This is a genomic window from Pyrococcus sp. ST04 (genome assembly GCF_000263735.1).
Taxonomy (GTDB): domain Archaea; phylum Methanobacteriota_B; class Thermococci; order Thermococcales; family Thermococcaceae; genus Pyrococcus.
On record NC_017946.1, the window covers coordinates 557,124 to 577,860 of the forward strand.

General features: G+C 43.4%; 18 protein-coding genes. 11 read left to right on the forward strand and 7 right to left on the reverse strand.

Features of this window, described 5'->3' with window-relative positions; all coding sequences use genetic code 11:
• The first annotated feature begins 8 nt into the window (after positions 1 to 8).
• From PY04_RS02815 to PY04_RS02825, 3 genes are read left to right on the forward strand one after another with little or no spacing between them, the layout of a single operon-like run.
• The gene (locus PY04_RS02815) at positions 9 to 2,255 is read left to right on the forward strand and encodes a methyl-accepting chemotaxis protein (protein WP_014733669.1); all 2,247 of its coding nucleotides are present in this window, start codon (positions 9 to 11) and stop codon (positions 2,253 to 2,255) included.
• A 33-nt stretch (positions 2,256 to 2,288) separates the two neighbouring features.
• Complete coding sequence (locus tag PY04_RS02820) at positions 2,289 to 3,050, forward strand: hypothetical protein (RefSeq protein WP_014733670.1); 762 nt, start codon at positions 2,289 to 2,291, stop codon at positions 3,048 to 3,050.
• Between the two features lie 13 nt (positions 3,051 to 3,063).
• Entirely contained in the window at positions 3,064 to 4,089 is a 1,026-nt protein-coding gene (locus tag PY04_RS02825) for a CheF family chemotaxis protein (RefSeq protein ID WP_048055926.1), read from the forward strand.
• Here the strand turns inward: PY04_RS02825 and PY04_RS02830 are convergent.
• The 3 genes from PY04_RS02830 to PY04_RS02840 form a co-directional block, all read right to left on the reverse strand.
• Positions 4,064 to 4,705, reverse strand: coding sequence for a DUF257 family protein (locus tag PY04_RS02830; RefSeq protein WP_167884977.1), 642 nt, complete (start codon positions 4,703 to 4,705; stop codon positions 4,064 to 4,066). The genes PY04_RS02825 and PY04_RS02830 overlap by 26 nt on opposite strands.
• 221 nt (positions 4,706 to 4,926) lie before the next feature.
• Positions 4,927 to 6,231 (reverse strand): glycerate kinase, encoded by a 1,305-nt coding sequence (locus tag PY04_RS02835; protein WP_014733673.1) that lies wholly within the window; start codon positions 6,229 to 6,231, stop codon positions 4,927 to 4,929.
• 10 nt (positions 6,232 to 6,241) lie between these two features.
• Complete coding sequence (locus PY04_RS02840) at positions 6,242 to 7,381, reverse strand: RNA ligase (RefSeq protein ID WP_014733674.1); 1,140 nt, start codon at positions 7,379 to 7,381, stop codon at positions 6,242 to 6,244.
• Between the two features lie 118 nt (positions 7,382 to 7,499).
• Here PY04_RS02840 and PY04_RS02845 point away from each other — a divergent pair, with 118 nt between their 5' ends.
• Entirely contained in the window at positions 7,500 to 8,303 is an 804-nt protein-coding gene (locus PY04_RS02845) for a PIG-L deacetylase family protein (protein WP_014733675.1), read from the forward strand.
• On the opposite strand, the gene PY04_RS02850 is transcribed toward PY04_RS02845, so the two are convergent.
• The 3 genes from PY04_RS02850 to bgaS are packed head-to-tail and all read right to left on the reverse strand — an operon-like array spanning position 8,296 to position 10,406.
• On the reverse strand, positions 8,296 to 8,745 hold the full coding sequence (locus PY04_RS02850; protein ID WP_014733676.1) for a type II toxin-antitoxin system VapC family toxin: 450 nt from the start codon (positions 8,743 to 8,745) through the stop codon (positions 8,296 to 8,298). The two genes, PY04_RS02845 and PY04_RS02850, sit on opposite strands and share 8 nt — an antisense overlap.
• Positions 8,746 to 8,748: 3 nt before the next feature.
• Positions 8,749 to 8,958, reverse strand: a complete 210-nt coding sequence (locus PY04_RS02855) for a hypothetical protein (protein WP_014733677.1) — start codon at positions 8,956 to 8,958, stop codon at positions 8,749 to 8,751.
• Complete coding sequence (gene bgaS / locus PY04_RS02860) at positions 8,955 to 10,406, reverse strand: beta-galactosidase BgaS (RefSeq protein ID WP_014733678.1); 1,452 nt, start codon at positions 10,404 to 10,406, stop codon at positions 8,955 to 8,957. Before bgaS ends, PY04_RS02855 begins: the two co-directional genes overlap by 4 nt.
• Positions 10,407 to 10,627: 221 nt before the next feature.
• Here bgaS and PY04_RS02865 point away from each other — a divergent pair, with 221 nt between their 5' ends.
• The 7 genes from PY04_RS02865 to glmA all read left to right on the forward strand — a co-directional run bounded on the left by PY04_RS02865 (position 10,628) and on the right by glmA (position 19,792).
• Positions 10,628 to 12,532: an ABC transporter substrate-binding protein gene (locus PY04_RS02865; protein ID WP_014733679.1), complete on the forward strand. Its 1,905-nt coding sequence runs from the start codon at positions 10,628 to 10,630 to the stop codon at positions 12,530 to 12,532.
• Between the two features lie 62 nt (positions 12,533 to 12,594).
• Positions 12,595 to 13,587 (forward strand): ABC transporter permease, encoded by a 993-nt coding sequence (locus PY04_RS02870; protein WP_014733680.1) that lies wholly within the window; start codon positions 12,595 to 12,597, stop codon positions 13,585 to 13,587.
• A 2-nt stretch (positions 13,588 to 13,589) separates the two neighbouring features.
• A complete protein-coding gene (locus PY04_RS02875; protein WP_014733681.1) occupies positions 13,590 to 14,504 on the forward strand; it encodes an ABC transporter permease in 915 nt (304 codons plus the stop codon).
• A 1-nt stretch (position 14,505) separates the two neighbouring features.
• Positions 14,506 to 15,471: an ABC transporter ATP-binding protein gene (locus PY04_RS02880; protein WP_014733682.1), complete on the forward strand. Its 966-nt coding sequence runs from the start codon at positions 14,506 to 14,508 to the stop codon at positions 15,469 to 15,471.
• Positions 15,472 to 15,473: 2 nt separating this feature from the next.
• On the forward strand, positions 15,474 to 16,445 hold the full coding sequence (locus PY04_RS02885; RefSeq protein WP_193384570.1) for an ABC transporter ATP-binding protein: 972 nt from the start codon (positions 15,474 to 15,476) through the stop codon (positions 16,443 to 16,445).
• A 16-nt stretch (positions 16,446 to 16,461) separates the two neighbouring features.
• Positions 16,462 to 17,433 carry a glucosamine-6-phosphate deaminase gene (glmD, locus tag PY04_RS02890; protein WP_014733684.1) on the forward strand — a complete coding sequence of 324 codons (972 nt, stop codon included), beginning with the start codon at positions 16,462 to 16,464 and terminating at the stop codon, positions 17,431 to 17,433.
• Between the two features lie 4 nt (positions 17,434 to 17,437).
• Entirely contained in the window at positions 17,438 to 19,792 is a 2,355-nt protein-coding gene (gene glmA, locus PY04_RS02895; RefSeq protein WP_014733685.1) for an exo-beta-D-glucosaminidase, read from the forward strand.
• On the opposite strand, the gene PY04_RS02900 is transcribed toward glmA, so the two are convergent.
• Positions 19,773 to 20,714 carry a serine/threonine-protein kinase RIO2 gene (locus tag PY04_RS02900; protein WP_048055928.1) on the reverse strand — a complete coding sequence of 314 codons (942 nt, stop codon included), beginning with the start codon at positions 20,712 to 20,714 and terminating at the stop codon, positions 19,773 to 19,775. The two genes, glmA and PY04_RS02900, sit on opposite strands and share 20 nt — an antisense overlap.
• Positions 20,715 to 20,737 lie beyond the last annotated feature (23 nt).

Consider the following 20,737-nt stretch of genomic DNA (forward strand, 5'->3'; position numbering starts at 1 on the left):
GAGGGCAGATGGAGTTTAAGAAGAAAGTAGCAGGGACTGTCATAATAGGAATGCTACTATTAGCAACAATAGCAGGCGTACTAATGATATATGGTTCCAAGAAAGCTGCTTCGTCAGCAAAAGCGAGAGTATTACCTGTTATGGAGAAGTTTGCAGAAAACGAAGTAATGGCTGAAGTGAACAGAATTGGCGGAGAATTTGATGCATTCTTTGAGGAAATTATAGTGCTTGGAGAAGTAGCCCAGGGGGCGGTATTAGAGTCCCTCCAGGATATGCATGATGTATATAGGGTAAACTTTGGAGATCCTGGTTATGAAAAGTTACTTCGTGTTTTCCTACTTAAGAAGTTTAAGGTAATTAAAGACGCTGAATCAAGGGTTTACTACGTTTACTTTGGCGACATAAATGGAAACATGTACATGTATCCAGAAGAAGAACTTCCTGAAGGATATGACCCTAGGGTTAGACCATGGTATAAACAGGCTGCCGAAGCAGGTCATCCAGTATTTACTGAGCCATACCCAGATGCAACAACTGGGAAGTGGGTTATAACTTACGCTGTTCCAGTTTACCAAAATGGGAAGCTAATTGGTGTCGTTGGTCTTGATGTGTTCATAGACACTCTTGTTAAGGCGATAAAAGAGTCAAAAGTTGGTAAGACGGGTTACGCGTTTATCCTGAATAAGAATGGACTTACAATAGTTCATCCAAATGAAGAGTACATAATGAAACTCAATGTAAACGATTATCCCCAGTTAAAACCCATAGCTGATTTTCTCAAGAGTGGAAAAGAAGAAGGAATAGTTAAGTATGAGTGGCAGGGTGTCAAGGTTATAGCAGCTGGGAGGAGGATTAAGGGAACTGACTGGTATGTATTTGCAAGGGCTCCTGAAGAGGAGATTACAGGCCCTGCAATTGAAGCAATCCATCTAATGGAGTCAGATATGAGAAAGAGTGCAACAATAACTGTAGTATTCTTAGTGGTTCTTTCCCTTGTATTCATAGCAATAATGTACAAGATAATCGCCTCATCATTAAGGCCTTTAGTTGGACTTGCAGAGGCTGCAAGGGCCCTTGCAGAGGGTAGGCTAAGTGAGGTAAGAGAGAAGCTTGCTAAGATAAGATACTTGGAGAACGACGAGATTGGAGCGTTGATAAGGGCTTTTGAGGCTGTAGGAAAAGACATGATAGGAACTTTACAAGCAATAAGCAAGAGGCTTGAGAGGTTAGCCGAGGGAGACCTAAGCAATGGTCTTACGGTTGAAGCGAAAGGTGAGCTTAGAGATGTAATAGAGGACGTTAAGACGGTTACCCAGAGGCTTAAGGAGACCATGGGCATGCTAATTGACATGACAAATGAACTTGAGAAGAAGGCAAATGTCCTCGCACAAGTTGCGAATAATGTTACTGAGTCAATCAACCAGGTTACGGAGGCAATCCAGCAGGTTAGTACGGAGGCCCAGAGACAGCAAGAGACCATCAACGAAATTACCGAGGGTGTTAGGCTAGTGTCACAAGTCAGTGAAGAGAGCGTAAGGGCAATGGACGAGTTTGAGGCTGCGGTCAACGAAGTCGTCAACATAGCCAACGAAGGTAGCCAGAAGGGAGATGAGGCCCTCCAGAGAATCAGTGACATTCAAGAGATGATGAATGCCATCGAAGAGTCCGTTAGTAAAGTGGCAGAGATGAGCAGGAACATAGAGGAGATAACAAATGTTATTACAAATATTGCAGAGCAGACGAACTTGCTGGCACTTAATGCAGCTATAGAGGCGGCAAGAGCTGGAGAAGCTGGAAGAGGATTCGCGGTAGTTGCTCAAGAGATCAGAAAGCTTGCAGAGGAGAGCAAGCAGGCTGCTGACAACATAAAGAGCATAATTGATCAGATAACCGACGAGATCCAGGAGGCAGTAGAAACAACGAAGAAAGGAGTCCAGGTAATCGGAGAATCATCGGATACCCTCAGGGATTCTATAGCTTACTTGGGCAACATAGCTGAGTTGCTCAGAGAAACGAGTGACAGGATGGGCAATGTTAAGTCTCAGATCCTTAAGACGCAGGAAGAAATCGAGAATGCTCTCAGAGCCCTTGAAAACCTTGCAGCGAGTGCTGAAGAAACGACGGCGAGTGCTGAAGAAGTCAGCTCTGCAATGGAGGAGCAGACTGCTGCAATTGAAGAACTTAGGAGAGCCTCACAAGATCTCAAAGAAATTGTTGAAAAGCTTAGGGGGGTTATATCAAGATTCAAGCTTTAGTTTCCTTTCACAAATTTTTAGGAGGTGAGTAAGATGGACGTGTTCAGCCTCATAGTAATCCTCGTGGCAATAATCCTGGCAGTACTGCTCTCTAACATTATGGTGTCTAAGATGATGTCTCAGCAAATGAAAAATATACAGGCACTTATAGCATCGGCGACCTTAGAGGCCCCAACTGGATATGAAAGACCATCTAGGCAAGTGCCTGAATCTAAGCCGGCAGAGAAAGCTAAGGAGGCTAAGACTCAGGTTCAACCAACAACTCCAGGTGTAAATGAGGAGGAAATACTCAAGAAACTTAGGCAGGTAATCAATGAAAAAGTCCAAAACGTGTTGGAGGAAGCAAAGAAGAAGAAAGAGAGGTTACTAATGCTCTTAGATGTTGCAAGGGGTTATGCCCTTGGATTCATAAGTGAAGACGAGTACAACGCATTCCTGATGAAAGTGCTTTCAGAGCTTGATGAGTTCAAGAGGTTATGGCTTGCTAGGTTCCCATCTCAGAGTGACAGGGATAGGCTGAACCAAATGATAAACTATGTACTAAGAACGAAGTTGCCAATAGAGGTTAGGGAGAAAGGAAAGGAGGGCACGGTTAGGCTATCGCCGGATGAGGCATTGATAAGGATTACTTCCAACATAAATAGTGCAATATCAATATTAGATGACCTTATAAAGAAGAGAGGAGAAAACCCAGCCGTAACACCACTTGAGATCCAACTCTCCCAAGAGGTTGAGAAGTTAAGGAGAAAAGTTGAACAACTTGAGGCGAGGCTCCAAGAGCTAGAGGCCCTCTAATGGGGGCACAGAAATGGCGATCGCTGAGACTAGAGTTAAAGTGGCTATTCAGTCATCTTGGAAAAGTATGAGGGGAGTTAATTGGAGAGATGCAATAGCCCAGTTAGATTCGGATAGGTTGGTTATTAAATACCTTAAAATGGGCGAAGTTGTTAGTGAGGATAGTTTTCCGTTTTCTTCGTTAAGTGATATTAGCGTGAGAATTCCAGATGAACTAAAACTTAATCCTGAGAAGGAGCACTTTGGAATGAAATTTTACATTCCCACTAGGGGAGAGGTTCTTCTAATTTTGACCATTGAGGAAAACCTCCTGATATATGATGAGAAGAAGTTTCTCGAGTTCATACACAAGATCTTTGAGACTCTCATAAATGGAAAACCTGCGATGATTCAACTTGCGAGAATAGTTGGTGGGGCAATAAATATGGAGTCAAAATGGCAACAAGGTTGGTTGAGAGTTGTGAAGGTTAAATCAGCCAGAACTCAAAAAACTGAGAGAAGTGTTGTTGTCATCACAGAAGAAAAGAAGCCAATATCGATATTCTCTGACATCGAAGATATAGAGATTGAAGAAGTCGATATGAATGGGAAAAAAGTGAGGGCTTGGAAGATAAGGCACTTCCACATAAATCAGAGTGTAACCTCCTACCTTTACATCCCTGAGAAGCAAACTCAACTGTTCGTCTTAAGGTACCTTCTCAAGTACAACCCAGCTACCATGGAGTTCATAATGAAGATTGCGGATGACTTCCCAAGCCTTAAGGCAGAGTTCCAGGAATTCATGGAAAGGGAACTTAGGGAACTCGAGGCGCTTGATGAGATGGAGAAGCAGATATTAGTTGCACTATACTCCGGAATCGACCCTCTTGAACTTCATCAATTCCTTGGAATAACTGAAAAGGAGATCGAGGAAATCTATGATAGGATGATAGATAAGGGATTGCTAAAAATAATCATGATAAGGAAGGTTGTCGATTTAACAAATGAAGGAAGGAGATTAGTGAATAAGCTCCTCAAGTATGGGCTTGTTTCAATGTGAGGAGGAGGCTCATCAGGGTTGGTGTTACTATCTCTATAGTTCTCTTCATTACTCCGATGGTTGGCATTTTTTCAATTCTAAGGACACTTGAGCCCTCTTTTGGTATCGCTTCAACGACCGTTGTTGCTATCCTTTCAAGCTCCGGGATAGGATCTATTGAAAGGTTCCTCGTTATTGTCGTGTCTATTACTGAAATAGTTATCAGCTTGGGATGGCCCAATAGCTTTTGAGTCTCAATTATCATCTGATAGAATTCGGAGTATTTTGAGAGTAGTGCCATAAGTCTTTCTCCGCCAATCACAAGTGCCATTATCTCTCCTTCTTCTTCATTCAGGTAACCGTCCAGTAACTCCTTATACTTCTTCACATAAAGAACGTGCTCTCCCGCTATGCTGATTCTCTTTATAACGTTCCCTACAGCTAAGGTTCCTCCTATCTTTATCACTGGAACATCTGCAAAAGCATCTGGAAATCCAAGAACTTTCAGGTGCTCCGAGATGACATGAAGCGTGTCTAGCATATCCACTATTATCAATTTTCTTCCTCTCATGTTGGCATACTTTTTCAGGAGTATTGCAAAGAACTCTGGTCCATACGATGTTGACTCTGCTTTCATAAGAACCAGTTCCCCACTTTTCAAGGAGTCCAAGAGATTGAAAAGCTCATTTATGGACTCCATATCATCAACCTCCAGGCTAATTTTATATAATCAGGTTATGTATTTAATATTATCGTTTCCATAACTGGTTGTACTTAGTATAAATGTGCAATTGTATCATTGTTTTATAATAACAGCTACTATCTGCAATCTTCTGGAATAATTAAAAGTAGAAAATTTCAATCTGTGGAGGTTTTCTTGACTATAACTATAACTATTGAGTTTACATTAGTTCCAGTTGGGCCTGTGAATAGCAAAGCTCCCACTTTTTTTAAGGCCTCATAGGCATTGTGTTCAAAGAGAGTCTTTTCGACATCTATTCCAGCTTCCCTAAGCTTATCATAGGTATATCCATCAACTATACCTCCAGCGGCATCGGTTGGTCCATCGGTTCCGTCAGTGTCGAATGCTACTATAACGGCTTCCATACCTCTTATCTTCCTGGAGGCACTTAGTGCTATTTCCTGGTTTGGTCCGCCTCTTCCTCCTTTGCCTTTAATGGTTACGGTAGTTTCGCCTCCAAAGACCAAAACTACTGGTGGTTTAAACGGTCTTTCTCTCTCCCAGATCTCCCTAGCTATTGAGCCAATGAATATGCCTGCCTCCCTAGCTTCTCCTTCCAAGACGGTTGTCATTATATATGCATCAAACCCCATTTTCCTGGCTTTCTCTACTATGGCCTCGCATGATTTTGTGTTGCTAGCTATCAAGAAGTTGTAGATATTTGGGAGATCTTCTTTTAATGTCTCTTCAATTTCCCCTCTCAATCCCTTTTCTATTATATTTCTCACACTTTCTGGAACTTCGTTCCAGATTCCATAGATCTCAAGTATCCTTTTGGCATCTTCAAACGTTGTTGGATCTTTTACTGTTGGTCCTGAAGCTATTGCCTCCAGGTTGTCCCCTACGACGTCCGATATTATCAATGCTATGCCGGTTCCCTTGATTCTTTTGGCCAACTTTCCTCCCTTGACCTTTGATATATGCTTCCTCACGGTGTTTATCTCGTGTATTGTGGCTCCACTCTTTATCAGCAGATCATTGGTCTTCTTAAGGTCTTCTAGAGATATTCCATCCTCCGGAACTTCAAAAAGAGCTGATCCCCCACCTGAAATTAGGATAAACACTATGTCCTTTTCTCCAACCTTTTCTAGGAGTTTTAGTCCCTCTTCCCCGCCCTTTATCGAATTTTCGTCAGGTATTGGATGCCCTGCTTCTATGACCTTAATCTTTTTTAGAGGCTTTCCATAGCCATACTTAGTCACGGCAATGCCATCTTTAACATCTACGATCTCTTCTATTGCCCTAGCCATTTCACATGCAGCTTTTCCAAAGGCAAGGACGTAAATGTCCCCTTCTATCGGGAACTCTTTCCCTTCAACTATGATCTTATTTTCCAAAACCTTTACTGAGTTTCTAACTGCCTTGTAAGGGTCTGCGACGACTAAAGCTTCCTTAACCAACGTTAGAGCAACATCCTTCATACTTCATCCCTCAGTCAACGAAGGCTTTTCCACCAACGAGCTCCTTAATCTTCTCGGTTGCGTCAGAGTACACTCTCTTGAACGTAATCCTCCAAAGTCCATCCATCTCTTCTATATCTACTATTTCTATGTTTAAACCGAGCTTCTCAAAGTGGGTAACCATCTTGTATGCAGTTTCTATCTTCTTAACTCTTATCTTGAACGTTTCGGCGATTTCTTCTCCCTGTTCAACATCTAAGATTCCCTCGACAAAAGGTTGAAGCAGGGCCTTTCCTAGATCTTCCGCTAGTTTTCTCAATTCTTCATCTCTGATTTTTCTCTCTGCTATATAGAAGGCTAGCCTAGATATTCTGCTTGTGAAGTACCCAGGGGGTAGTTCGTAAAATACTCTCGCTCCAATTTTGATATCATTTATATTCGCATATGGAGTGACATACTTGACTATCTTCTTCATATCTGGGCTTTTCATAACTATCCCTTCTCTCCCCTCTTCACTGAGCTTCTCTATTAAGGCGTAAAGTTCTCCTATATCATCTCTTGTGTACTTTCCGAACACTTCAACGTGAGGAATTCCATACTCTTCGGCAAGTTTAAGTCTTTCCTCTACTGGCAAGCTTTTTCCAGTGTTAATTTCTTGCACGTCGAATAAGAAGAATTTTATGTCCTCTTTAACATATGGAGGGCCTTCAACGAGATAAGGGCTTTCTGGTCCTGCCATTTCCCCAACTAGCACTAAATTTGGATTGTCCTTGAAGAATTCCTCTGGAACAAAGTCAGTTATTCTCTCTGTTGTGAATGGGCAGATAAACCCACCGCGGGTTATTGCCAATATTCTCTCTCCAACTTTAGTGACTCTGACGTTGTACCCATCAACTTTTTCTTCTACGTAGAATTCTCCCCTTTTGAAGATCCTCCTTATCCCCTTTTCAAGGTTCACGACCCTCTTAATGTGGGGAAATCCGAGAATTATCTTATCAAAGTCGAAGACTACTGTTCCACGTCTTAGTTTTCCTGCAGAGTCCTTGAATCTTAAGTACCTTAGCCCCTCGTATTCGTCTTCTACTATCCCTCCCTTGGCCTCGAGAATTTCTATTCTTTCTTCCGAGATCCCAAGGCTCGTTAGAATATCCTTAAATCTGCTACTTACCACCCTTTCCACCAGATAAATTTTGGGCTTTGAAGTTTTTAAATTAAAGTTATAATTTCCAAAACTTTTATTAAATATTCAGCATTTATAAATTTGTGAAAATTGCAGGAGGTGTGTCGAAGTGTTCGAAGAAATAAACAGCTTTGAAGTTGCCTTTAAGAAGTTACTTGAAGATGTCCTCGAATTTGATGTGAAAAAGGCCTTGGAAGACGTTGATAAAGTTATCTGTATAGAGCCTCACCCTGACGATTGTGTAATTGGGATGGGGGGGACGATAAGGAAGTTAACTGAGAGAGGTGTCGAGGTAGTTTACCTCTGTATGACCGATGGCTATATGGGAACCATGGATGAGGGATTAACTGGCCACGAGCTCGCTACAATAAGGAGAAGAGAGGAAGAGGAAAGCGCGAGAATGCTTGGAGTCAAGAAAATATACTGGCTGAATTACAGGGATACTGAGTTGCCTTATACGAGGGAAGTTAGAAAGGACATTGTTAAGATAATCAGGAAGGAAAAGCCTGATGGGGTGTTCCTTCCAGATCCTTGGCTTCCATATGAGGCCCATCCAGATCACAGAACTACGGGTTTCTTGGCCTTAGATGCAGTTGCTTTCTCTCCACTACCAAACTTCTCAAACGTTGATTTAGATATAGGCCTAAAACCTCATACTGTATCTTTCGTTGCGTTGTACTACACAAACAAGCCGAATTACTTTGTTGACATAACAGATGTTATGGAGCTGAAGCTCAAGGCTATAAGAGCTCATAGAAGTCAGTTCCCCGACGATATTTGGGAGACTTGGGAACCCTTCCTTAGAACAGTGGCCCTCTTCTATGGACAAAAGGCGGGAGTTAAATATGCAGAAGGGTTTAGGGTAATGCCAGGTTTATTCTACCATATCACGCCTTTTGCTGATCTCATATGAGTTCTTTTTCTATCATCAACTCTACTTCTTTTGTGAATTTTTCTAGTGGCATGGTGTCCAATCCAAATCTCCTTATTGGCTCGTACCTCTTGGGTTCGTCCGTTATGAGTAGACTTCCAGTATAAATCGCCGTTGCTGCTGTCAAGACATCTTCCATGTCGAGCATTATTCCCTTTCTCAGTAAGTTGGCCTCAATTTGTGATGCTTTAATTATTATCTCCTCGTTCAGGGGGATTACTGTGTAAATATCTTTCAAAACTTCGAACTCAAGCTCAATATTCTTTTTTAGATATGCACGGGCGGTAAGGTACCTGTATAGTGTAATTATTGATAGGTTTACTGTGAACTTCGCTAGAGTTATCTCAAGTAGTCTCTTTCTACTTTTCGAATGCATTTTTAGCAAAGCCGAGCTGTCAAATGTTATGTCTGGGGGGAGTGGCATTTTTCAACTCTCCTTCTTCTTTTTTATGATGTTAATGAGGGTTTCTGCTTCATCATCGTTCATAACAACCTTATCTACTTTCTTGTCAAGTTCAACTAAGTGCCAGGTTTCTATGAGCTTCTGAAGTACCTCATCGTAGGATCTTGCCTCCAGTTTGTCCTTTAGCATTTTAATTTTCTTCCACGTGCTTTCATCAACGGCAATGGTTTTCATTCTATCCCCTCCTCAACAACCTTTTTGTATGTTTCAACACTCTTCCTTCTCGGGATTCTTTCCTTGGTTATTAGGTCGACCTCATAAAGGCCGAACCTGATCTTAAACCCCATTGCCCACTCATAATTGTCAGTCAGAGCCCAGTGGAAGTACCCGCCGACCTTTATTCCGTTCTCTATTAACCTCTTAACTTCTTTTACATGGTCAATTATGTATCTCGGCCTTAGAATATCCTTGGAGTCTGCTATCCCATTCTCCGTTATAAAGACGTTCTTGTTGTATTCATAAGCCTCAGCCGTTGAATCGTACAGCCCTTGAGGGAACACCTCCCATCCGAAGTCACTTGTTGGATTGTTATCTGGAGAAACACTATTTGGATTTCCAGAGTAGCCGTATCCCTCGACTCCAACGAACGTGACTAGGGGTAATTCTTCATATTTTGGTTCAATGTACCTAACGACTTCTCTAGTGTAGTAGTTATTCCCGATCCAATCGTTCCTTTTTATATGTGGGACCTTAATATATTCACCCGATATGTCTATGTCAAGCCTTCCCCTGTTAACGGCCTCTAAGAATAGCCTGTTGTGGAACAAATCATAATTCTCAGCGGCCCTTACATGTCTTGGATCCCTTGGATTTAATGGATAGGTGGGGATTATATTTAGTATTATGCCTACGGGCTTATCTGAGAACTTCTTTATTGAATCATATGCCCTAGCATGGGCTACAACTTGGTTTAGGATAACTTTCTTTGCAGCCTTTGGATTTAAAATTCCTGGAGGCCATCCAACGTAAGGGGCTAGGTAACCTAATTCTGCGGTAACCATTGGTTCGTCAAACGTTGCCCAGAAGTCGACATATTTATCGAACTTCCAAGCAACGTAAGCAACGAATTTTGAGAATTCTATGATAGTTTTTTCGTCTACCCAGCCTTTTGCCTTTGCCTTATCTATATTTGCCCTAACTTCTATTGGGTCATGGATCCAGATGGGATTTGTTTGATGGTTCAACGTTACAAATGTTGTGAATCCAAGCTTTTTCAGGTTTCTAAGGACGTTTAAATAGTGTTCAACTTCTCTCTTGTTTGCGATTTCATCGAGTTGTTCTAGGTGTTCTTTCTTTATTTTAACCTTTTTGATAAATCCATATCCGTCTTGCTCAATACTAACTTCAACATTAAATGTTGGGCATGGGAATATTCTACTCCACTCGATTGTTAGTTGATAGGCGTTTAGGCCGAGATCTTTGGCAAGTCTGTGATCTATTTCATAGAGATCGTAGTTATTTATTCCTTCTTCGGGAAGATCGCCACTCACTAACTCGTTCTTTATGTTATAGGGATCACGAACCCATATCCACCAATCGCTTCTAGGGTCAATATTCCTCCTATATGGATCCCCCATTTCAAACTGAAACGCGGACTGAACGACTCCCCAGTAGAATTCCATATTCCTCCCCAATCCAACTTTATAGAATACCATGTTTTTATAATTTTCTTAGATAACTCCAACATGTTGAAGTACCCCCTTCTCTATGCCGAGAATTCTTCAGAAAATTGGTGTTCAATGTAAATAATCCTCCATTAATGTTTCAACAGTTCCACCAAAAATCTTATATACATCACCGCTTCTTTACAAATTTGAAAGAAATTATAATGAGGTGGTCTCCTATGAAAAAGTACTTAGCCACAATATTGGTGGCTCTGTTCTTCCTTAGTACAGTAGGTGTTGTTGCTGCCCAGGAGGAGCTTCCAAGAGAACAAACCTTGTATACAGCAAACTCAGCACCACCAACAAACGCTAATCCTCTCGCTGGAAGCAACATAATACCAATAGCCGGTCTCGTTTTTGAGCCACTGTTCATGCTCAACTTCATGAAGACCGAGCTTGTTCCATGGCTTGCAGACTATGGAAAGTGGGTTAAGCCAAATGTGTTCGAGGTTAAACTCAGGGAAGGAACAACCTGGCAGGATGGAAAGCCACTTACAGCTGAGGATGTAAAGTTCTCATTCGAATACTACCAGAAGGTTGGTCTCAAGGACTGGTCAAAGTATGGCCTCAAGGAGATAAAGGTTGTTGACGACAGGACGGTTCAGTTCATTTTTGAGGGCACTCCAAACGTTTGGGCCTGGAGAAATGAGCTTTACAGTGTCCTAATTCTACCAGAACACATCTTCAAGAACATCGACCCACAGAAAGTTAGGACAATGACATTCCTTGGTGATCAGCAGAAGTACCTCGTCGGTTCAGGACCATACAAGCTCTACAAGGTTGTGCAGCAACAGAAGGCGATCTTCGTAAGGAACGATAACTGGTGGGGTGCAAAGTACTTCGGCCTCCCAGCTCCCAAGTACATCGTCCAGCTCTATGTCGGTTCAAACGACCAGGCAGCAAACATGTTCCTCAAGGGAGACCTTGACGTCGGTACCTACTATGTTGACATAGTCGAGCTTAAGAAGAAGAACCCACACATTGTCAGCTGGCTTGACAGGCCACCATACTTCCCACCAGTTGTTCCAGTTATAATGTACTTCAACACCAAGCACAAGCCACTTGACAACCCACTCGTAAGGAAGGCAATTGCCGAGGCCATCTGTCCAGCCCAGATCGTCAAGCAAGGACCAATAAGCGACCTCCCAGACCAGACCCCACTTGGAAACGTCATGAAGCCATGGAAGGAGAAGATCGGAGTTAGCCAACTAATTAATGAGTACGGCTGGAAGTACTGTGACCCACAGGATGCTGCAAAGCTCCTTGATGAGGCCGGAATTAAGGATACCGATGGAGATGGCTGGAGAGAGTACAACGGTAAGGATCTCGTTCTAACCTTCGCTGCCTGTGGTCCATGTAGCGACTGGATGCAGGCAGTTGAAATTGTCGTTAACCAGCTCAAAGCTATAGGAATCAAGGTTGATGTCAAGAAGTACGATTGGGGTACAATGGTCAGCAAGCAGCAGGCTGGAGAGTTTGACCTCACAATGCACTGGGCCGGAACCTTCAAGCCTGATCCATACAGCGTCTACTATGACCTAATGTACTACAAGAGTGATGAAGAGAAGGGAGGAGCCAACTTCGGAAACTACTACAACCCAGAGGCCAACAAGCTCTTAGACGAGCTTGCAAAAACACCTGATGAGGCCAAGCAGGTTGAACTCCTCAGAGAGCTAACCAAGATCTGGCTCAAGGACGTTCCTGCAGTTCCACTCTACATGGGTACGCTGTTCTATGAGGCAAACACCCAGTACTGGGCCAACTGGCCAAACGAGGAGAACCCATACGGTGTCCCAATCTTCTGGCCAGGATTCGGTACATGGGGTACAGCACTAGCATTCCTCGGTGTTAGGCCAGCCAAGGCCGTTGGTCCAGAGACGGTGACCCAGACAGTAGAGAAGACCCAGACCGTCGAAAAGACTCAGACAGTCGAGAAGACGCAAACAGTAGAGAAGACCCAGACTGTTGAGAAGACTGTGACTGTTACGCAGACTCAGACTGCTACTGGTGGAGGCATTTGTGGTCCAGCGGCAATAATTGCCCTAGCAGCAGTCCCACTCCTCCTAAGAAGGAGGAGGCGCTGACCTCTCTATCCTATATTTTTTTGCTCAAAGATCTGGGGAGGTAAAATTTAGGAGGGAGAAGAATGGGATTCAAAGACTATCTTAAGAGGAAAATTGTGATTTATCTTCTGACATTTCTGTTTGCCGTTACCCTAAATTGGCTGTTACCAAGGTTAATGCCGGGTAATCCTATTGAAATTATGATAAATTCGGCATTAGGATTATCCCCTCAAGAGAGACAGACTCTGTTACAATTTTATGAGAACCTTTATGGGTTAAATAAGCCACTTTACGTTCAGTTCATAAGCTTTTGGAAGTCCCTATTAACCGGAAACCTCGGATATAGTATCCTTTATAGAGCCCCCGTATCTGAGCTTATTAAGCATGCATTACCATATGACATAGCTATATTATTTCCTGCAATAGTCCTCAGTTGGATAGTGGGTAATTGGCTTGGGGCACTGGCAGGAAAGAACAAGAAATATGACAAATATGTGATGCCCTTGTTCTACTTCCTAGCAAGCATTCCCTACTTTTGGTTTGCCATGTTGCTCGTTTATGTAGTGGGTGTTAAGCTAGAGTGGCTTCCCTATCAAGGTGCTTACAGCCCTGACCTTGTGCCATCATTGAGCATAGGGTTTATAGTAGACTTCCTAAAGCATTGGATACTTCCCTTCCTAAGCCTGTTCATAGTAATGATTGGAAGCTGGGCTATCGGAATGAGGAATATGATAATCTACGAACTCGAGGCTGACTATGTGAGATACTTAGAAGCTCTAGGTGCTAGTGAAAAACTCATGACAAAGCACGCTTACAGGAATGCCATACTCCCACAGGTTACAGGATTGGCTTTACAGTTGGGTCTGATGGTTGCTGGGGCGATTGCGACTGAGATAGTGTTCAATTATCCTGGAGTCGGTGTTCTCCTAATGCGTGCGGCCCTTAGTCAGGACTACTTCCTTCTCCAGGGAGGATTCCTAATGATAGTCATAGCAGTCCTCGTTGCAAACTTCGTGATAGACATAGTCTACGCACTAATCGATCCACGTGTTAGAGTTAGCTACACGGAGGGATGAAAATGGAGCTTGTAAAGCTTGCATTCAAGAACAACAAGTTCAAATTTGGATTTGGTATGCTCGTATTTTTCATACTCTTTGGTTTAATAGGACCGCTCTTTACTCCCTTTGCCAGCGATGGATTGTATTATGAACAGGTGGGTAAAATCAAGCTGGCCTCATATTCAACAAAGACTCTTCCCCCAATGACCAGGGAGAACATAACGACATATACGGGAAAAACCGTTGAGGTTCTTCACATACTCGGGACTGACAAGGAGGGTAGGGACGTCTATACTGAAATCGTGTATGGCCTTAGAACATCACTCTGGATAGCCTTCTTGGCGGCAATAATAGGAACAACACTAGGAATTACGATAGGTTTCATCTCCGGTTACAAGGGAGGAATCGTCGATGAGTTGCTGATGATGTTTGTGAACATAATGCTCGTTATACCTTCAATAGTTCTGCTTATCTTGGTGGCTGCCTACCTTGAAGCAAGGAGCCCAGCGGTGCAGGCCCTCATCATAGGATTAACTAATTGGCCCTGGGTTGCTAGGTCGGTTAGAGCTCAGACCCTCTCACTAAAGAATAGAGAGTTCGTTAACCTCGCCAGAATAGTTGGGCTCAGCGATCTCAGAATTATATTTGAGGAAATAATGCCCAACATGGTGTCATATATATTCATGGTTGGAATCCTTCAAATCAGCGGTGCTATTCTCGCGTCAGCAACATTAGACTTCATAGGGCTGGGACCAACGACGATGATATCACTAGGAACGATACTTCAGAAAGCTATAATGCACAATGCGCTTCAGTTCGGCTGGTGGTGGTGGTTTATCCCACCAGGGCTGATAATCACCCTGATAATTACGGCATTGTTCTTCATAAACCTGGGTATGGAAGAAGTTTTCAACCCGAGACTTAGGAGGGAGTGATATGGTTATGCTTAAAGTTGAGGGTCTCAAAATTTATTACGCTACTCCCGTGGGTTATGTGAAGGCTGTTGACGATGTAAGCTTTGAAGTAAAAGAGGGGGAAGTCTTTGGAATTGCTGGAGAGAGTGGGTGTGGTAAGTCAACCCTCGTCCACTCCCTAATCCTCAGAAAACCCCCAATGAAGCACATGGGTGGCAAGGCACTCTTCAAAGGGAGGGATTTGATGAAACTCAGTAGGGAAGAGGCTAGGAAAATCCAATACACCCAACTCTCAATAATCCCCCAATACGCAATGAACGCACTAAACCCAACAAAGAAGATTAAGGACATAGTCTGGGACTTGGCAAGAGAACACGGTTACGAGGATAGGGAAGAAGTCGAAAAACTCCTAAGAGAGAGGCTCGCAATGGTCAAGCTGAGTCCAAAAGTTGCTGACATGTATCCTGTGGAATTAAGTGGTGGCATGAGGCAGAGGGCCACAATGGTAGTCTCAACTCTCCTCAACCCAGACCTCCTCATTGCTGATGAAATCACCTCAGCCCTCGACGTGACTACCCAGAGGGTTGTTATTGAACTACTCCACCACTTCATGGAAGAGGGTATCGTCAAGTCGATAATCTTCGTGACTCATGACTTGGCATTGCTTAAGCAGATTGCTGACACGGTAATGGTCATGTATGCGGGGAAGGTTGTGGAAATTGGCCCAATGGAGGATGTCATTAACGACCCAGCCCACCCGTACACGCAAATGCTCTTGAACTCCCTCCCGAGAATGGGCGTGCATTATAAGAGGCAGAAGCTTCACGGGATTTCTGGTTATCCAATCAGCCTCCTCAATCCGCCCAAGGGTTGTCGCTTCTACACTCGTTGTCCTTATGCAATGGATATCTGCCCAGAAGTTGAGCCTAGGATGGTTGAGGTTAATAGGAATCACTTCGCGGCTTGTCATATGCTTGGGGGTGAGTGATGATGCCTGGAGGGGAGTTGCTTAAGGTTGAGCATCTTACGAAGGTATTCACCTCGGGATTGATTGGGGGGTTTGAAATTAGGGCTGTTGATGATGTTAGCTTCACAGTGAATGAGGGTGAGATTGTCTCGTTGGTTGGGGAGAGTGGTAGTGGTAAGACTACTGTTGGGAAGTTGATTCTTAGGCTTTTGACGCCGACTTCGGGGAGGATTCTCTTCAAGGGAGAAGACATCATGGAATTCAAGAAGGATAGGTTGAAGAATTATTATTATAGGCAGGTTCAGGCAGTGTTCCAGGATCCTTTTGCTTCTTTCAATCCGCTTCACAAGATTGATAGGGCTTTTGATCTGGTCTTCAGGACGTTCCTTAAGGATGTTTCGGAAGAGGAGAGGGGGGAGCTAGTGGAGAAAGCCTTGGAGAGTGTTGGTTTGAATCCTAGGGAGGTTCTTGGGAAGTTTCCTCATCAGTTGTCTGGGGGGCAGTTGCAGAGGGTTTTGATTGCTAGGGCTCTCTTAGTTAAGCCCTCCTTGTTGATTGCTGATGAGGCTGTGTCAATGCTTGATGCATCGACTAGGATTGATATTCTTAACCTTCTGGGAGAGTTTAGGGACAAGTATGGGACTTCAGTTATTTTCGTGACTCATGATTTGGCCCTCGGGTACTACATTAGTGATAAGACAATAATAATGTATAGGGGAACCATTGTTGAGTGGGGTGATACTGAAAAGGTGTTCCGTAATCCTCTCCATCCTTATACTCAGATGTTGCTTGAGAGTGTCCCCGATCTCAATGTAAAATGGGAGTTTAAGGGCATTGAGCCTGAGAGGGAGGAGGGGAGGGTTTATGGGATTACTGGATGTAGGTACGCGCCAAGATGTGAAAGAGCAATGGATAAGTGTTGGAAGGTTAGGCCACCATTGATTGAGGTTGAAAAAGATCACTGGGTAGCATGCTGGCTCTATTCCAAAGCTTAAATAAGGGGGGTTTGAAATGCACGCAACGTTAAATGAGATTAGGAGAACTCCCGAAGGAATATTAAAGGCTCAGGAAGCATTTGAAAAAGTGAAAGATGTAAAGCTCCCAAGGAAGATCTTGTATACAGGTTGTGGATCTTCTCACTTCCTTTCTCAATTATTGGCAATGGCCACGAACAAACTGGGAGGAAGAGGGTTTGCCCTCCCCTGCTCTGAGCTGATGTATGCAAGGGACTATTATCCGATAGAGCAACCTGGACTTCTAGTTGCAATATCGAGATCCGGAGAAACAACCGAGGTTCTCAAGGCAATGGATATGCTCGATGTTAGAAAGATGGGTATAACTGCATATGAAAGCAGCCTCTCCAAGAAAGCTGACTATGCCTTGGTGGTTGAAACTCCTGAGGACAGCGTTGTAATGACTCATTCTTTCCAGGCGTTTTATTTTGCCTACATACAGCTCCTTCGAAAGTCCTATGATCTTGAGACCTTTAATGCAGAGCATGTTTCAGAATTAACGAAGGATGTTCTTGGGAATGAAAGCTATATCAGAGACATCATCGAGGAGTTTGAATTTTCGAATGTAATATTCCTTGGCTCCGGAATTTTATATCCAGTAGCATTAGAAGCGATGCTGAAGATGAAAGAGATGGCCATTTTCTGGAGCGAGGCTTATCCGATGTTCGAAGTTAGGCACGGATTCAAGTCAATAGCAGATTCAAACTCACTTGTTGTGATGTTTGTTCCCTCTCCATTTGACTGGCACGAAAAACTTGTTAAGGAATTTCAGGGCCAGGGTGCTAAGGTATTCGTGATTGGGAAGGAGGAGCTTGGGGCAGATTATTTCATAAAGTTGCTAGAAGTTGATGAACTGTTGCAACCGGTGATAGTGCTCCCTCTAATTCAGCTCTTGGCATACTATAAGGCGGTAAAGAGGGGAATGAATCCAGACAATCCTAGATTCTTGGACAAAGTGGTTAGGTGGTGAGAATATGAGGGTTACTCACAATGGAAAGGTATACGTTATTGATGGCGAGGAAGTTGTCATCTATGGGGGAACTCTTCAATTCTTTAGAGTTCCCAGGGATGTTTGGAAGGATAGATTAGAGAAAATGAAGTCACATGGCCTAAATACCGTTGATACGTATGTAGCATGGAACTGGCATGAACCTGAAGAGGGCAACTTCGACTTCACAGGTGAAACGCATCCTCAGAGAGATCTAGTAGGGTTCCTTGAACTGGCACAGGAATTGGGGTTATACGTAATAATAAGGCCTGGGCCATATATATGTGGTGAATGGAAAAATGGAGGCATTCCTCAGTGGCTGATCAACAAACATCCAGAAATACTCGCCAAAGGTCCTGAAGGTTCTCTGCCCAACGATATATACTATCCACCTATAACGTATCTCCATCCTACCTATCTCGAATATGTAATGAGATGGTACGATAGGGTTTTCCCAATAATAAAGGATTACCTCTACACGAATGGGGGGCCGATAATAAATATTACAATTGATGACGAGCCATCATATTGGGAAACGATATTTCAGGCTTTCCTAACTGACTATAATGACATTATAGTTAAGGAAAATGGCGTTTGGCATCAGTGGCTTAGGGAGAACTTCAGCATAGATCAGCTTGAGGACAGGTACAAGGTTAAAATTTCAGACTATGTTGAAGTTGAACCTCCCAAGAGCTTCTCAGAACCTCTACCGAAAATAATCGATTGGCACCACTTTAAGGTATGGATGATAAATGAATATGTTAAGAGACTTTATGAGAAAATTAGGGAGTACGTTGATGTACCAATCAGTATACTTGATCCTTACCTCCTCCTAGCTGCCTGGAGGCACTTCTACAACTATGTGAAGAAGAACTCCTTGGACATCCATCTCTGGACCGAGTTCTGGTACTCATTCTACAGGAGCTTTGACTTTAAAGAGGACAGACTTGGTCATATCTACTACAAAACAGGAATATACAGGAACTACATAAGGAAACTTAGGACTCCTCCTTTGAGCATTGAAACTCAAACATCTCTGGCCAACGTGATAGAGCCTGATGAGGCTGAGTTATTATATGGCCTGTTGCCTTCCCTCGGAATACATAATATAAATTATTATCTATACGTTGGTGGAGAGAATCCAAGGGGTTATGAGTCACATAATGGAGTAACCTGGGATGTGTACTCACCGATAAGCTTAGATGGAAAGGAGAGGCAGCATGTTGAGCCTATAAAGTGGATTGGAGAGTTCCTTAAGAGCAACAAAGAGTTCGTTTACGCCCCGTTCCAGGCAGAAGTTGCCTTTGGAACTTATGAACCCTATGAACCGCTGAACCTTTGGGGGTATAGGCCAGAAAACTTCAAGGAAACCGTTAACTTGGACGAGTACCTTTATGGAGAAAGGGGGCTCTTGACGTTACTAGCTATGAGCAATGTTGTATTTGACGTGATAGACCTTGAAAATGCGACAGTTGAGGAAATGCTTAACTACAAGCAACTTTGGGTTTACAGCCTAGACTTCATGGCCAGGGAAGTTCAGGACAAGCTCGTGGAGTACGTGGAAAGAGGTGGGAACCTAGTCATAATGCCCATGCTTCCTTACTTAGATGAGAACATGAATGAGTACAGAAGGCTTGAGGAGTTCCTAGGAGTCAAAGTAGAAGAGAAATCTGCCAGAGATAATTTCAGGCTGATACCCTTCGTAAGCATCGATGCTGAGGGAATTGACAGGATGATAACTAGGAATGTTGCGAGAGAGGTGCGTGGTGGAACTCCAATTGCTTGGGCCAATGGGAAGCCAGTTGCTGCTCTAGTCAGGAAGGGTAAGGGCTCGGCAATAATCCTTGGCTTCAGGCTTCAGTACTTTTCAAGCTATCATGATATGCACAGAAAGTTTGTTGATAAGTTGCTTAAGCTTCAGGGAGTTGAGAGGAGATTTGAGGTCACGGATAGGGATATGATAGTCATTCCGAGGGGTAATTATCTTGCATTGATAAATCCAAGGGGCCACAGAGTCTTTGGGAAGATAAAGTACAGGGGAATAGAAATGCCAAAGCTACTTGAGGGCATTGAGATGAAGACTAGAGGAGTTCTATTCCTGCCAGTGGGTGTAAGGTATGGACGCTTTGAAGTCGTTTACTCAACGGCAACTGTTGTGGGAAGTGATGGGGATAGCATAAGCTTTAGGAACCACCTGAGCAACAAGAGCGAGGTTGCCCTAAGAGGTGTTAACTCGGTTGAGATTAAGGGAGGCAGAATAATCGAGGAGAAGATCGATGGAGATACTAGGATAATTGCAGTTGAACACGGAGACAAGGAGTTCACTCTTCTCCTTCGCTAGTCTCTTTTCTTCCTATTAGCCATGCCTCGTAGAATCTTTTCCACTCCTCTTCAAAGTCCCTTTTAACTCCCCATCTCCTCCTGAATGCATTTAGCAGGACTGTTATGTCTCTTTTCAAAAGATTTAGGCTCTCCGGATTCGCACAGCTTAGGTACTGGGCCCAATCAATTATTAGAATGTCATTTTTATCGGTAAGCACTATGTTGAACTCGCTCATATCTCCATGAACTATTCCAAACTTGACTATTTTCTCATACTCATCGAGAACCTTTCCGAGTATCTCCTCCGCCTCCTCTTTTGTTAAATCAGTGTCCCTAAGCTCGGCAAGCTCTACCCCGCTTATGAACTCCATGACTATAGCGTGTCTGTTCCATGCTATTGGCTTTGGAACCTTTGCGAATGGGCTTAATAAAACTAAAGCTTCATGTTCTTTCTTGGCTATCAGCCTAGAAACGTAAAGCCAGCTCTTGTGATGCTTATCTGCAAAGACGTCGCTGTGGTAGCCGGCCCTTCTTGCGCTTGTTCTCTCACCTATCCTGTTGAACTTAACTGCAACCTTCTCGCCAGATGGAGTCAGCGCAACGTAAACGTCTGCATCCTTTCCAACGCCAATTTGAGTTGTTGAAATTGCCTCTATGATTCCTTTCTTTGCAAAGGCCCTTATGGCAAGTGCGTCGTAACCATGAATTGTTAATTGGTATCCTATATACCCCATGTCGCTCCTCCTTATAACAAGCCCCCAGTTGTCCAGTCTTCCAAGTCTATGACTTGCGCTTTCCACGTCCATTCTAGCAAATTTTGCTATTTCCTCAAGCGGAACCCATTTATAGTACCTCATGTTAAGCTCTACAGCCCTGAGTAGCCTGAAGTCTATGTCCTTGAGCTTTGGATAGGCTTCCAGTGCTAGTAATTTGCTGACCATCGATAAGAGGTTGGGTCACTAAT

Coding starts and splice junctions, on each gene's coding strand:
- PY04_RS02880 (WP_014733682.1), top strand. CDS start 14,506: ATGGTTATGCTTAAAGTTGAGGGTCTCAAAATTTATTACGCTACTCCC.
- PY04_RS02825 (WP_048055926.1), top strand. CDS start 3,064: ATGGCGATCGCTGAGACTAGAGTTAAAGTGGCTATTCAGTCATCTTGG.
- PY04_RS02885 (WP_193384570.1), top strand. CDS start 15,474: ATGCCTGGAGGGGAGTTGCTTAAGGTTGAGCATCTTACGAAGGTATTC.
- PY04_RS02900 (WP_048055928.1), bottom strand. CDS start 20,714: ATGGTCAGCAAATTACTAGCACTGGAAGCCTATCCAAAGCTCAAGGAC.
- PY04_RS02875 (WP_014733681.1), top strand. CDS start 13,590: ATGGAGCTTGTAAAGCTTGCATTCAAGAACAACAAGTTCAAATTTGGA.
- PY04_RS02865 (WP_014733679.1), top strand. CDS start 10,628: ATGAAAAAGTACTTAGCCACAATATTGGTGGCTCTGTTCTTCCTTAGT.
- glmA (WP_014733685.1), top strand. CDS start 17,438: ATGAGGGTTACTCACAATGGAAAGGTATACGTTATTGATGGCGAGGAA.
- PY04_RS02815 (WP_014733669.1), top strand. CDS start 9: ATGGAGTTTAAGAAGAAAGTAGCAGGGACTGTCATAATAGGAATGCTA.
- PY04_RS02835 (WP_014733673.1), bottom strand. CDS start 6,231: ATGAAGGATGTTGCTCTAACGTTGGTTAAGGAAGCTTTAGTCGTCGCA.
- PY04_RS02850 (WP_014733676.1), bottom strand. CDS start 8,745: ATGCCACTCCCCCCAGACATAACATTTGACAGCTCGGCTTTGCTAAAA.
- PY04_RS02830 (WP_167884977.1), bottom strand. CDS start 4,705: ATGAAAGCAGAGTCAACATCGTATGGACCAGAGTTCTTTGCAATACTC.
- bgaS (WP_014733678.1), bottom strand. CDS start 10,406: ATGGAATTCTACTGGGGAGTCGTTCAGTCCGCGTTTCAGTTTGAAATG.
- PY04_RS02855 (WP_014733677.1), bottom strand. CDS start 8,958: ATGAAAACCATTGCCGTTGATGAAAGCACGTGGAAGAAAATTAAAATG.
- PY04_RS02870 (WP_014733680.1), top strand. CDS start 12,595: ATGGGATTCAAAGACTATCTTAAGAGGAAAATTGTGATTTATCTTCTG.
- glmD (WP_014733684.1), top strand. CDS start 16,462: ATGCACGCAACGTTAAATGAGATTAGGAGAACTCCCGAAGGAATATTA.
- PY04_RS02820 (WP_014733670.1), top strand. CDS start 2,289: ATGGACGTGTTCAGCCTCATAGTAATCCTCGTGGCAATAATCCTGGCA.